This window comes from Kitasatospora sp. MAP12-44, from assembly GCF_029892095.1.
In the GTDB taxonomy this organism is placed as follows: domain Bacteria; phylum Actinomycetota; class Actinomycetes; order Streptomycetales; family Streptomycetaceae; genus Kitasatospora.
Genome location: NZ_JARZAE010000004.1, coordinates 5,096,900 through 5,109,270, shown reverse-complemented (window position 1 = coordinate 5,109,270; position 12,371 = coordinate 5,096,900). Strand labels below are relative to the sequence as shown.

The window sequence follows — 12,371 nt, the reverse complement described above, 5'->3', positions numbered from 1 at the left end:
TGCGCCGGCGGCGTCCGGGCACGAACGGGAGTCTGATTCAAAAATGGACCTTGGGTCAAGATTATTCTCAAGGCAAACTCGAGTCTCGCTCTCAACCTTGACGACCCATCAGCAGGGAAGTCGACTTAAATGTCTGATTTGCGAACTCTGCCACCAACCGCAGTGTGACAAGCATCACACCATTGATGTCCTGTAGGTCAATCGTGGACTCAAGTGTAAGATTCGTTTCGAATCCAGACTTCGCCGAACGCTGGCAGCCCTCACGGAAACGGAGACATCGGCATGCGCACCCCAGGAGCACCGGCTCTGGCCCCGATCGGCACCGAGCGACTGAAGAGCGAGCTGTACGGGCTGGTGGACCTCTACGCGGAGTGCGAGCAGCTGCTCTGCCGCACCCGCAGCGGGCTCCGCGAGCGGGTCAGCGGCCACCGGGCGAACGGCATCCCGCTCAACGAGGAGGCAGTGGAGGCCCGCACCAGGATCACCGGCTTTCTGGTCGCCTGGTCCGGGCTGGTGCTGGACCAGCAGGGCGGCGCCGGCCCGGAGAGCCGCGAGCCGCGGGCCCTGGCGGCCTTCCTGGTCCGGCACCTGGACTGGTTGACCGCGCACCCCGCCGCGGCCGAGCTGGTCGCCGAGCTCGACGAGCTGACGGCCCGGGTCAGCCGGCTCACCGGGCCCACCCCGGACCTCCAGGTGGACCTCGGCCCGTGCGCCCACCCCGGCTGCGGCAGCACGGTGTACGCCGTACTGGACGTCGGCGGCACACCGTCGGCTCAGGGGGTCGGCTGCGCCGCCGGCCATGCACTGCCTCCCCGGCAGTGGCTGCTGCTGGCTCGCCGCACCGGACAGCGCGCATGAGCGGGGCGACGAAACGACGGACCGTACCGACCGAACTCGCCGCATTGGCCACCGGCGTTACGGAAGCGACAATTCGCAAGTGGGCAAGTCGCGGAAAGCTCACGCGATATGGGAGCAGAGGCCGCGCCGAGTACGACTTGGACGAACTGATGAACCTGGCAGAGCGCCGTTAAGGAATTCCACCGGCCGACCTGACCACCCTTGGCATACCTGCTCCCACCTGCACGTTTCCCTACCCAGCCGCAGCACCGACCGCGGCCGCGAACTCTGCGGCCGCGGTCTTCTTGGTTTTCCCGGAAATATCCCGAAGCCCGGTGTTGACAGGTCAATTGACGACGTGTCACGCTTCTCTCGTGGCAAAGCTGCGCCCGCAGGTCGGGCAAGCAGCAAGCGACAGCTCGGCAGCCTTCACCCGCGCATAAAGAGCGCACAGGGCGGCGCCGAATCGCCCACACCCCCTCGCGAAGTCCCCCGCACCCACCCACTCGGCTCGCGGCGCACCCGCCGGCACGTCTGATGCCGTCGGCAGCTGAATCCATCCGGCCTTGGTGAGCGCCGAGTTGCGGCCCTGCCCCCACGGCACCCCCCACTGCGCCCCACCGCAGCACCCCCACGCGAGGGCCACCTCGGCCACCCCACAGGCCGGATCAACCAACCGCTGATCAACCAACCCGCTACCGAAGACATCGGAGAAACACCGTGCTGGAGCAGAACAAGCTGGGCAGCCAGGGACTGGCAGTCTCCCGGGTCGGCCTCGGCTGCATGGGCATGAGCCAGTGGTACGGCGAGACGGACGACGCCGAGTCGATCGCCACGATCCACCGCGCCCTGGAGCTCGGGATCACCATGCTCGACACCGCCGAGGCCTACGGCCCCTTCCTGAACGAGGAGTTGATCGGCAAGGCGCTCAAGGGCCGGCGCGAGCAGGCGGTGATCGCCACCAAGTTCGGCTTCCCGACCGGCGGCAGCTTCGACGGCGTCGACAGCCGGCCCGAGCACATCGTGGGGCTCGTCGAGGCGTCGCTGCGCCGCCTGCAGACCGACTACGTCGACGTGCTCTACCAGCACCGGGTGGACCCCTCGGTGCCGATCGAGGAGGTCGTCGGCGCGATGGCGGGCCTGGTCGCCGAGGGCAAGGTCCGCTACCTGGGCCTGTGCGAGGCGGGCGAGGCCACCATCCGCCGGGCGCACGCCGTGCACCCGCTCTCCGTGGTGCAGGCCGAGTACTCGCTCTGGGAGCGCAACCTGGAGGACGACGTGCTCCCGGCGCTGCGCTCGCTGGGCATCGGACTGGTCGGCTTCTGCCCGCTGGGCCGCGGCTTCCTGACCGGGACGGTGGACCGCGCCGAGAACTACCCGGCCGACGACTTCCGCAGCCACGACCCGCGTCTGCAGGGCGAGAACTACGACCTCAACATGGCGATCGCCCGGCGGATCAAGGAGCTGGCCGCCCGGCACGACCTGACGCCGGCCCAGCTCGCCGTCGCCTGGGTGCTGCACCAGGGCGACGACATCGTCCCGATCCCGGGGACGAAGCGGCGCAAGTACCTGGACGAGAACGTCGGCGCCGCCGCCGTGCGGCTGAGCGCCGAACTGCTCGCCGAGATCGAGCAGATCGTCCGCTCGGGCATGGTCGCCGGCCCCCGCTACAACGAACGCATGATGGCGGCGATCGACCGCTGAGCAGCACCAAAACGGAGCAGCACCGCAATTGAGCAGCACCGCAACGCCCCTGAGAACCCCGCTGATTGACTTCGGAGAGGAATGGATCATGGAACAGACGACGAACTGGCTGGCGCACTGGCGCAGCCGACGGGACCCCTTCATAGCGGAGTGCGTGCAGGCCCGCGCCGACCTGCTGACCGATCTCGCCAACCCGCAGGCCGCACAGGACCGGGTGCTGGACGACATCATCGGCATCAGCAGCAACGCACTGCTCTGGAAGGAGCTGAACTACGACGTCGTCGCCGACGACCGCAGCGCCTTCCGCAAGATCCTGCCGATCATGCGCTACGACGACTTCGCCCCGGCCATCGAGCGCGAGACCCGCACCAAGGGCGGCGTGCTGACCTGCAGCCCGGTGCTGCGCTGGCTGAAGACCAGCGGCACCACGGGCACCCCCAAGCGCGTCCCGTACACGCTGCACTGGCTGCTGACCTACCGCATCCCCGCCATGAAGGCGATGTGGGGCACGTACTTGGAGAGCCACCCGGAGATGCTCGCCGGCCCGTTCTCCACGCTGGACACCCAGACCGTCCGCGAGGACGTCTACGACTTCGTGCACGGCGTCGCCCACCAGGCGATCAGCAACCGCCACCCGCAGATCAACACGCTGGACTGGAACCCGCCGTGGTACCAGGCCCCCTGGTTCGGGCCGGAGACGCCGAGCACCCACGACGGCCGGATGTACCACCGGATCCGCCACCTGCTCGGCCAGGAGCTGCACTACATCTCCTCGATCAACCCCAGCACGCTGATCTCGCTGCGCGACCACATCGCCCTGCACGGCGAGCAGTTGGTGCGGGACCTGTTCGACGGAACGCTGCAGGGCGAGCCCTTCGGCGACCCCGACCCGCAGGCGGCCGCCCGGCTGGAGGCGGTGCTGCGCAACCCCGACTTCAGCCTGAAGGACGTCTGGCCCTCGCTGACGCTCTACAGCTGCTGGATGTCCTCCTCGGCCGGGCTCTACCAGAGCAAGCTGGACGCCGCCTTCCCGGGCGTCGACAAGCTGCCCTTCATGAGCTGCGGCACCGAGGGCGTCACCACCATCCCGGTGGACGGGACGCTGCACAGCCAGCCGCTGGCGGTCGGCCAGGCGTACTTCGAGTTCGTCCCGGCGGCGGTGCCGCTCGGCGAACTCCTGGAGCGCGGCGAGTCGGTGGAGACGCTGCTCTTCGACGAGCTGCGGGCCGGCGAGGACTACCACCTGATCATGTCGCAGGGCAACGGCCTGTTCCGGCTCTGGACCGGCGACATCTACCACGTCGACCGCGTGGTGGGCGACGTGCCGTGGATCCACTTCCTGCGCCGCGACGGCGTGTTCCACTCCTTCACCGGCGAGAAGATCACCGAGGCCCAGGTGACCCAGGCGATCACCCAGGGTCTTGAGCGGCTCAACGTCGATATGGGGCTCTACATGTGCGGCCCGCACTGGGCCGAGCCGCCGAACTACGTCGCCCTGGTCGAGACGACCAACGGCCTCGGCGCCTCGGACAGCGCGATCTCGGCCGGCATCGACCGGGAGCTCAAGGAGATCAACATCGAGTACGCGTCCAAGCGGGACAGCGGCCGCCTGAACCCGATCAAGGTCGTCTCGGTGCCGCCGAACGCGATCAACGCCTACTTCGAGAGCAAGCGGCTGGGCAGCAACGCCACGCAGTACAAGTACAAGCCGTTCCAACGCGACATCGACTTCCTTTCCGAGATCACCGGCCAAGAACTGGGAGAACGGGCATGATCGAGCTCAAGAAGGCGCCGCAGGACATCCGCCGCGAGATCCACGGAGTGCCGGTCGGCGGCACGGAGTTGGCGCTGCACCTGTGGCGCCCCAAGAACGTCAAGGGCGCGGTCTTCTACTTCCACGGGCTGCAGAGCCACGCGGGGTGGCTGTGGGAGGTCGGACCGCAGTTCGCGGCCAACGACATCGCCTTCTTCACCCTGGACCGGCGCGGCTGCGGCATCAGCGGCGGCGAGCGCAGCGAGCTGGCGGACGCCGACAGCGTGCTCGGCGACTACCTGGCGGCGCTGCGGACCGTGCGCGAGATGATCGGCGACGACATCCCGCTCAACCTCTTCGGCCACTGCCTGGGCGGCTCGTTCCTGGCGGCCCTGCTGCACGACGAGAGACTCGACGTCCGCTACGACTCGGCCGTCTTCTGCTCCACCTGGCTGGGCCGGCTGCACTCGACGCTCTCCGCCGACCAGCGGCGCACCCTGGCCGCCGAGCAGCGGACCGACCTGTGGGACGCCGGGCTGCAGTCCGCCGACTTCACCGACCACCCCAAGTACCGCGAGTACATCGACCAGGACGACCTGGCCACCCGGTATCTGACGCTGCGCTCCCGGCGGACCCTGCTGGAGCTGGAGGACCGCTACCTGAACAGCTCACGCGTGCTGCCCGGGGTGCCGACCGCGTACGTCTCCGGCCTGGTCGACCCGGTGATCGACCTCGCCTCCGCCCGCCACGCGTTCAACGAGCTGGTCGACGGTCGCGGCAGCCTGCTGCAGTTCCCGACCGACAAGCACTACCTCTTCTACACCGACGTACGGGCCGAACTGGTCAACTGGGCCTCGGCGTTCACGATGATACCGGCCCTGCAACACCATGGCTGAGGCACTGCTGCACCACGCGACGCTGCCGATGCGGGTCGGCTTCGACCACCCGGCGGCCCGCCGCAGCCGCTCGGACAGCCTGGTGCTGCGGCTGACGGTCGACGGGGCGAGCGGCCTGGGCGAGTGCGCACCGCGCTCCTACGTGACCGGCGAGACCAGCGCGAGCGTGACGGCGGCGCTCGGCGCGCTGTCCCTGGACGGGCTCTTCGAGCGGCTGCGGCACACCGACAGCCGCGAGCTGCTCGCGGCGCTGCGGGCGGACGGCTTCGAGCGGACCTTCGGCCTCGGTGGCGGCAACAACCTGGTCTGCCTGCTGGAGACGGCGGTCCTCGACCTGCTGGCCCGCCGGCTCCAGCTGCCCATCGCCCGGGTGCTCGGGCCGGACACGCCGACCGGTGCCGCGCTGCCGGTCTCCCAGGTGCTGGATCTGGGCCTGCCGGTGGAGGAGTTCCTGGCCACCCGCGGTCCGTTCCACTTCGTCAAGATCAAGGCGTCCGAGTCCATCGAGCGCGACGTCCGCACCGTGCGGGCCGTGCGGGACAAGCTCGGCCCGGACGTGCCGGTGATGGTCGACGCCAACATGAGCTGGGACGTCGAGCAGGCCGTGCGCCACATCGGCGCGCTGCGCGGACACGGCGTCGACCTGGTCGAGGAGCCGGTACGCAAGGGCGCGTACCGCGAGCTGGCCGAGATCCGGCGCCGCACCGGCATGGCGATCATGCTGGACGAGTCGCTCAGCAGCCTGGCCGACGCCCGCACGGCGGTGGCGGCCGGTGCCTGCGACGCGTTCAACGTCCGGGTCGCCAAGTGCGGTGGCCTGCTGCGCTCGAACGAGCTCATCGAGTTCGCCCGCGAGCACGGCGTCGCCTACCAGGTGGGCGTGCAGGTGGCCGAGGTCGGACCGCTGATCGCGGCCGGCCGGGCGCTGGCCTTCCACCACGGCGACGCCGTCACCGTCGAGGCCGGTCAGTCCGACCGCTTCTTCGCCACGATGATCGTCTCGCCGGCGCCGGGTGTCGACCGCCTGGGCAACACCATCTCCCCGGCCACGGGTGCCGGGTTCGGCATGGAGCTCGACGCGAGCGCCGAACCGTACGCCGTGGCCGCGTTCACCGAAGGTCAGGACCACTGGCGCCCGCTGGGCGTGTCATCGAAGGCAGAGGCATGACGAAATACTTCTCCGACACGGTCGTCGAGTTCCTGCACCAGCAGGACATCGACTATGTGAGCTTCAACCCCGGTGCTTCCTTCCGCGGTGTGCACGACTCACTGGTGCACGCGGAGAACGCGGACATCGCCCCGGAGATCATCATGGCCTGCCACGAGGAGATCGCGGTCGCGGTCGCCCACGGCTACCACAAGGCCTCGGGCCGGCACATGGCCGTCTTCGTGCACGCCAACGTCGGCCTGCTGCACGCCTCGATGGCCATCTTCAACGCGTGGTGCGACCGGGTGCCGCTGCTGGTGCTGGGCGGCAACGGCCCGCTGGACGCCGGCGAGCGGCGCCCGTGGATCGACTGGATCCACACCTCGCAGCACATCGAGTCCGTGGTGAAGGACTACGTGAAGTGGTGCGACCAGCCGACCAGCCAGTGGGCCACCGTCGAATCCCTGTACCGCGCCTTCAAGTTGATGAACACCGAGCAGCAGGCTCCGGTCTTCGTGGCACTGGACTTCGAGATCCAGGAGCAGCCGCTCAAGGACGGCGTCGAGCTGCTGCCCAAGTCCACCACCCGGCCGGCCGAGCTGCCCGGTCTTGACGCCGAGCGGCTCACCGCTCTCTGCGAGCGACTGCTGGCCGCTGAACTTCCGGTGCTGATCGTCGACTTCGCCGGCCGCAACCCGCAGACCGTGGCCCCGCTGGTCGCCCTGGCGGAGCGCCTGGGCCTGGCCGTGGTCGACCGCGGCAACCGGTTCAACCTGCCCAACACCCACGAGTTGAACCTGTCCGGCGCGCAGGAGCAGCTGCTGGCCGACGCGGACCTGGTGATCGCCCTCGAAGTACAGGACCTGGTGGGCGCGTTGGGCTCGTTCCTGGAGCTCACCCCGCAGGGCCGGCCGGTCGGCGGCGCCGAGGTGGTCAGCATCGGCAGCAACGACCTGCTGGTCAGCAAGTGGGCCGCGGACTACCAGCAACTCGTCCCGGTGCAGGACTCGTTGATCGCCGACAGCGTCAAGACCCTGACCGCCCTGCGGACACTGGCCGAGGACGAGGACGGCGCGTTCGCCACGGCGGAGTTCACCGCCCGACGGGACGCCCGGGCCAAGCGGATCGCCGCCGTGCACACCCAGGCCCGACTCGGCTGGGCCGAGCAGGCCGAGCAGGCGCACCAGCGGCCGGTGATCAACGTGGCCGCCGCCGTGGACGAGATCCACCGAGCGGTGCGCGACGAGCCCTGGGTGCTGACCAACACCGGCAGCCTGACCATCGACGGCTGGGTGAAGAAGCTCTGGGCGATCGACCGGCCGGGCAGCTACCTGGGCCTGAACGGCGGCGGCGGCCTCGGCTACGGTCTCGGCGCCTCGATCGGTGCCGCGATCGCCCACCAGGGCGACGGGCAGCTCTGCATCAACCTCCAGGCGGACGGCGACCTGCTCTACACCCCGAGCGCGCTGTGGACGCTGGCGGCCTACGACGTGCCGCTGCTGGTCATCGTGATGAACAACCGGCTCTACCTGAACTCCACCCAGCACGCCGCCCGGATCGCCGAGAACCGCGACCGCGACATCGACCGCTCGCACATCGCGACCAGCTTCTACGACAACCCGGTCGACTTCGTCGCTCTGGCGCAGTCCTTCAACATCCACACGCTGCCCCGGGTCGAGGCGATCGGCGACGTGGCGTCCAGCGTCCGCGAGGCCGTCGCGTACATCAAGGAGCACGGCAAGCCGGCCCTGGTGGAAATCCTCATGGAGTGAGCCACCGCCGCCCCCCGGACCTCGACACCTCACGAAAGGCAGTTCCCCATGAGCATGTTCTTCGAGTGCGACTTCGACAACGAGCGCTACCTGGGCTTCGAGCGTCCGGTGGACGGTGAGCCGGTCCGGGTGCACCGGGTGGGTGCCGCCGGAGCAGCGGTCTGGCTGACGGCCGCGTCCGGCGATCCGGACGAGTTCCGACGAACCGTCGAAGCGGCCTGCCCCCCGGTGCTGATACCCGCGGCCGACCGCGACGGCCTGCGGATGCGCCCGCCGCTGCTGCCGGCCTCCCCCTCCGACGCGACGCTCAGCGGCTTTATGCAGACCCACAACGTCAAGGTGACCGCACCGACGTCAAGCCCGGCCGCCGCCGACGCCGAGCCGGCCCGGCCGAACTGGTTCTTCAAGGGCCTGGGCCACTCCCTGCGGGTGACCGGCCAGGCGCTGACCGTCCCGGGCTCGGCGGTCGCGATCTGCGAGGAGGCCGAGGTCGTCCTGGTCTACCTGACCGACCAGGAGGGCACCCCGCGCTACCTCGGCTACACCTTCGGGAACGACCTCACCGACATCGGCCGCTTCAAGCGCAACAACGGCCACCTCTCCTACGCCAAGCTCTGCGAGTGCTCGGTGGCGCCGTGGCTCTTCCTCGGCCCGCCGCCGCGCTCGGTGACCGGCACGGTGGCCATCGAGCGCGCGGGCGAGACCGCCTGGAAGGGCGACTTCCGGACCGGACTGGACGCGCTGCACTACGAGTTGGCGGACATGATGGAGAACCTCTTCTCCTTCCCCGTGCTCAGCGAGCCGGGCCGGGTGCACTACGTCTTCATCGGCGCCGACCGCAGCAGCTTCCACGACGGCTTCCGGATCGAGCACGGCGACCGGATCGGTATCGACGTGAGCAGCCACGACGTGCGGCTCTCCGATGCCGTGCACTGGGCGGGCAGCCCGACCACGGAGGCGTCATGAAGGCCATCCGCCGACTGAGCGACGTCGAGGCCTCGTTCGCCCTGCTGCACGCCGCGCTCGCGGGCACCACCCAGGTCGCCACGCTGGTCACCGTGGACGGGCTCTTCGAGCGGCGGGCGCTGACCGTGGGCGTCCGCAGCTGGGCGCGGCGGCTGCCGATCCTGCGGCTGCGGATCGTCGAGGAGCGGGACTCGCTCTGGTTCGCCGAGGGCCCGGACGGCATCGAGCCCGGGCAGCTGCGGATCGGCCTGCTGCCGTCGTTCCTCTCCCCCGAGGACCTGCTGACCGCGGAGCTGAACGACGTCCTGCCCACCGGCGGACCGCTCTGGCGGCTGCGGGTGGCGGCGGACCCGGCGAGCGGCCGCACGCACCTGCTGTTCGTGCGCAACCACGCGATCTCGGACGGCTACTCGACGTCCTGGATCGTCCGGGAGCTGCTGGACCGGCTGTTCGGGGCGGCCCGCCCGACGGACGACGCGCACGCCCGGGTGTCCCGCAACGGCGACGAGCTGACCGCCCGGGCCCTCGGCGGCCGGCCGCCGCAGGAACCGGCGAGCAGCGCCGCGCTGCCGTTCTTCGCCCGGCGCCGCTGGCCGGAGCGCGGCACGGGCTTCGAGTCCCTGTCGTTCTCCCCCGCCGAGAGCCAGGCGATCAAGCGGTCCTGCAAGGAGGGCGGGATCACGGTCAACCAGTTCTTCGCCGCCGCCCTGACCGAGGCCTTCGGCAGCGTCACCGGCCGCACCGAGCTGGACTTCTTCACAGCGGCCTCGCTGCGCGGCCGCTACCAGGAGGAGCCGGCGCTGGCCGATCTCGGCTGCTTCATCACCGTGCTGAAGCAGCCGGTCCGGGCCGACGGGCTGCCGCTGCCGGCCGCGGCGCAGCGCTACCGGTCCGGATTCGGGCAGGCCGACGCCGCCTGGCGCCCGACCCGGCGCACGCACGCCGAGATCCGCCGCTCGGTGCTGGAACTCGGCGCGCTGGAGGCGTTCCCGGGCATCTGCATCACCAACCTGGGCGTGCTGGACCCGGCGCTCGGCCCGCACGCCGAGCGGGTGACGGCCTTTCGCACCGTGGTCAACCGCACCGCGGCCAACTACGCCGTGGTGCTGCACCTGTCCACCTTCAAGGGCGCCTTCGAGGCGGCACTGGCGTACGGCACGCCGGCGATGGACCCGGCGGTGGCGGCCGACACCGCCCGGCTGCTGCGCGAGCTGGCCCTCGCGGAGCTGGGCGCCCTGGTGTAGGCGCCCCCGCTACTCCTGGGCCCGCAGCACGGCGTCCAGCAGCCCCGGGAAGCGCTCGTCGAACTCGGCGCGCCGCAGCCGGTTGAACCTCCGCGGCCCGGCGTCGCGCTGCTCGATCAGCCCGGCGGCGCGCAGCACCGCGAAATGGTGGCTCAGCGCCGCCTTGCGGACCGGGACGTCGAAGCTGCCGCAGGACCGCTCCCAGTCCTGGGCCGAGGCCACCTCGCGCACCAGGGTGAGCCGGACCGGGTCGGCCAGCGCCGCGAGCGCGGCCTCCAGCGTCACCTCGTCCAGCACGGCGTGCTCCGGCGGGGTCCGGTGCCGCGGCGTCGCGGCGGGCGGGTCGATGGTCATGTCGGCCTCCCTGATGACGGATTGCTCAGTCTTCATTGCTCAGTGCAGTGCTCAGTGCATTGCTAAGTGTTCGACGATTGTCATACACTCTAACTGTTCGCGCTTCATCGAACAGCCTACCCCGCGGGGAGCCCTTTACCGCGCCCGCCATCGCGCCCGCCATCGCGCCCGCGATCGGGCCGCGGGGTTCCAGCGGCTTCTCGCCGGCCTCCCTGCTCGACACGAAATGTAGGGTCCCCATGTCTGAAAACGAACTCCCTGCCATGAAGCGTAAGTTGACGCTACTCGCAGCCTGCCTCGGCTTCGTCGTCGTCATCCTGGACGTCAGCGTCGTCAATGTGGCGACCGACGCGCTGCGCCGCGACCTCGGCGGCAGCATCTCCGGCCTGGAGTGGGTGATCAACGGCTACACCCTCACCTTCGCCGCCTTCCTGCTCACCGCCGGCGCCTTCGGCGACCGCTTCGACCTCAAGCGGATCTTCCAACTCGGCTTCGCGGTCTTCGCGTTGGCCTCCTTCGCCTGCGGCGCCTCGGACACCCTGGTGATGCTGATCATCGCGCGGATCGTGCAGGGGGTCGGCGCGGCGCTGATCGTGCCGTCCTCGCTCGCGCTGGTGAACCAGGCCTTCCCGGTGCCGGCCGAACGCGGCAAGGCGGTCAGCCTCTGGGCAGCGGCCGGCGGCCTCTCGCTGGCGCTCGGTCCCGTGGTCGGCGGGATCCTGATCTCGCAGCTCGGCTGGCAGTCGATCTTCTTCGTGAACGTGCCGATCGCGGTGGCCGGCATCTGGCTGATCGGCGCCAACGCGCCCGCCCCCAAGCCCCGTACCGGCGCGGCCCGCTCCTTCGACCTCCCCGGCCAGGCGCTCGCGGTGGTCGGCCTCGGCACCCTGACGGCCGCCATCATCGAGGCCAACGGCCTGGGCTGGACGGCACCCCTGGTGCTGGCCTGCTTCGCGGTCTTCGTGCTCTCGGTGGCGGGCTTCATCGTGGTCGAGGGCCGCAGCGCGGACCCGATGCTGCCGCTGAAGCTCTTCCGCAACAAGGCGTTCACGGCCTCCTCGCTGATCGGAGTCTCCGTCAACTTCTCCTTCTACGGCCTGATCTTCATCTTCAGCCTCTTCTTCCAGAGCGTCTGGCACTACACCCCGATCCGGGCCGGCCTGGCCTTCCTGCCGATGACCGCCACCATCATGATCGCGAACCTGGTCTCCGGTCGGCTCACCAAGCGCCACGGTGCCCGCCCGGTGCTGATCTCCGGCAGCCTGCTGGCCGCACTCGGCTACCTCACGATGCTGCCGGCCGTCGGCTCCGCCTCCTACCTCTCCATCGCCCTCCAACTGCTGGTCGCCGGCGCCGGTATCGGCCTGGTGGTGCCCGCGATGACCAACGCCATGCTGTCGGCGGTGGAGCAGGGGAACATCGGCATCGCCTCCGGCGTGCTGAACGCCTCACGCCAGCTCGGCGGACTGATCGGCGTCGCGACGATGGGGCTGCTGGTCGGCCACGTCGCCGGCGCCGGCTTCCTGACCGGACTGCGCTACGCCCTGATCGCGGCAACCGCCGTGCTGGTCCTCGGTGCGCTGCTGAGCGCCGTGGGAATCCAGCGGATCCGTCCCGTGGCCGCCCCCGCGGTCCGGGAGCCCGTCAAGCCGGTGCCGGCTGTCGCCGAATGCGCCGGCCTGTCCACGAAGTGACGAC

At 70.1% G+C, this 12,371-nt stretch carries 10 protein-coding genes; 9 read left to right on the top strand and 1 reads right to left on the bottom strand.

The features are described 5' to 3' along the window. The first annotated feature begins 282 nt into the window (after positions 1 to 282). The 8 genes from P3T34_RS23875 (at position 283) to P3T34_RS23840 (ending at position 10,319) form a co-directional block, all read left to right on the top strand. The gene (locus P3T34_RS23875; protein ID WP_280668086.1) at positions 283 to 858 is read left to right on the top strand and encodes a hypothetical protein; all 576 of its coding nucleotides are present in this window, start codon (positions 283 to 285) and stop codon (positions 856 to 858) included. 702 nt (positions 859 to 1,560) lie between these two features. Further along, positions 1,561 to 2,541 (top strand): aldo/keto reductase, encoded by a 981-nt coding sequence (locus P3T34_RS23870; protein ID WP_280672328.1) that lies wholly within the window; start codon positions 1,561 to 1,563, stop codon positions 2,539 to 2,541. A gap of 88 nt (positions 2,542 to 2,629) precedes the next feature. Then, positions 2,630 to 4,315 carry a GH3 auxin-responsive promoter family protein gene (locus tag P3T34_RS23865; RefSeq protein ID WP_280668085.1) on the top strand — a complete coding sequence of 562 codons (1,686 nt, stop codon included), beginning with the start codon at positions 2,630 to 2,632 and terminating at the stop codon, positions 4,313 to 4,315. Further along, on the top strand, positions 4,312 to 5,190 hold the full coding sequence (locus P3T34_RS23860; protein WP_280668084.1) for an alpha/beta fold hydrolase: 879 nt from the start codon (positions 4,312 to 4,314) through the stop codon (positions 5,188 to 5,190). The genes P3T34_RS23865 and P3T34_RS23860 overlap by 4 nt, the downstream gene beginning before the upstream one ends. Continuing rightward, on the top strand, positions 5,183 to 6,358 hold the full coding sequence (locus tag P3T34_RS23855; protein ID WP_280668083.1) for an enolase C-terminal domain-like protein: 1,176 nt from the start codon (positions 5,183 to 5,185) through the stop codon (positions 6,356 to 6,358). Before P3T34_RS23860 ends, P3T34_RS23855 begins: the two co-directional genes overlap by 8 nt. Then, positions 6,355 to 8,109, top strand: a complete 1,755-nt coding sequence (locus tag P3T34_RS23850; RefSeq protein ID WP_280668082.1) for a thiamine pyrophosphate-dependent enzyme — start codon at positions 6,355 to 6,357, stop codon at positions 8,107 to 8,109. The genes P3T34_RS23855 and P3T34_RS23850 overlap by 4 nt, the downstream gene beginning before the upstream one ends. Positions 8,110 to 8,157: 48 nt before the next feature. Then, complete coding sequence (locus P3T34_RS23845; RefSeq protein ID WP_280668081.1) at positions 8,158 to 9,075, top strand: FAH family protein; 918 nt, start codon at positions 8,158 to 8,160, stop codon at positions 9,073 to 9,075. After that, positions 9,072 to 10,319: a hypothetical protein gene (locus P3T34_RS23840; RefSeq protein WP_280668080.1), complete on the top strand. Its 1,248-nt coding sequence runs from the start codon at positions 9,072 to 9,074 to the stop codon at positions 10,317 to 10,319. Before P3T34_RS23845 ends, P3T34_RS23840 begins: the two co-directional genes overlap by 4 nt. A 9-nt stretch (positions 10,320 to 10,328) precedes the next feature. Here P3T34_RS23840 and P3T34_RS23835 read toward each other — a convergent pair whose 3' ends face one another. Further along, positions 10,329 to 10,673 (bottom strand): helix-turn-helix domain-containing protein, encoded by a 345-nt coding sequence (locus tag P3T34_RS23835; RefSeq protein WP_280668079.1) that lies wholly within the window; start codon positions 10,671 to 10,673, stop codon positions 10,329 to 10,331. A gap of 275 nt (positions 10,674 to 10,948) precedes the next feature. On the opposite strand from P3T34_RS23835, the gene P3T34_RS23830 reads away from it, so the two are divergent. Next, positions 10,949 to 12,367 (top strand): MFS transporter, encoded by a 1,419-nt coding sequence (locus P3T34_RS23830; RefSeq protein ID WP_280668078.1) that lies wholly within the window; start codon positions 10,949 to 10,951, stop codon positions 12,365 to 12,367. Positions 12,368 to 12,371: the final 4 nt, after the last annotated feature.

Coding starts and splice junctions, on each gene's coding strand:
- P3T34_RS23845 (WP_280668081.1), top strand. CDS start 8,158: ATGAGCATGTTCTTCGAGTGCGACTTCGACAACGAGCGCTACCTGGGC.
- P3T34_RS23860 (WP_280668084.1), top strand. CDS start 4,312: ATGATCGAGCTCAAGAAGGCGCCGCAGGACATCCGCCGCGAGATCCAC.
- P3T34_RS23850 (WP_280668082.1), top strand. CDS start 6,355: ATGACGAAATACTTCTCCGACACGGTCGTCGAGTTCCTGCACCAGCAG.
- P3T34_RS23875 (WP_280668086.1), top strand. CDS start 283: ATGCGCACCCCAGGAGCACCGGCTCTGGCCCCGATCGGCACCGAGCGA.
- P3T34_RS23835 (WP_280668079.1), bottom strand. CDS start 10,673: ATGACCATCGACCCGCCCGCCGCGACGCCGCGGCACCGGACCCCGCCG.
- P3T34_RS23840 (WP_280668080.1), top strand. CDS start 9,072: ATGAAGGCCATCCGCCGACTGAGCGACGTCGAGGCCTCGTTCGCCCTG.
- P3T34_RS23855 (WP_280668083.1), top strand. CDS start 5,183: ATGGCTGAGGCACTGCTGCACCACGCGACGCTGCCGATGCGGGTCGGC.
- P3T34_RS23865 (WP_280668085.1), top strand. CDS start 2,630: ATGGAACAGACGACGAACTGGCTGGCGCACTGGCGCAGCCGACGGGAC.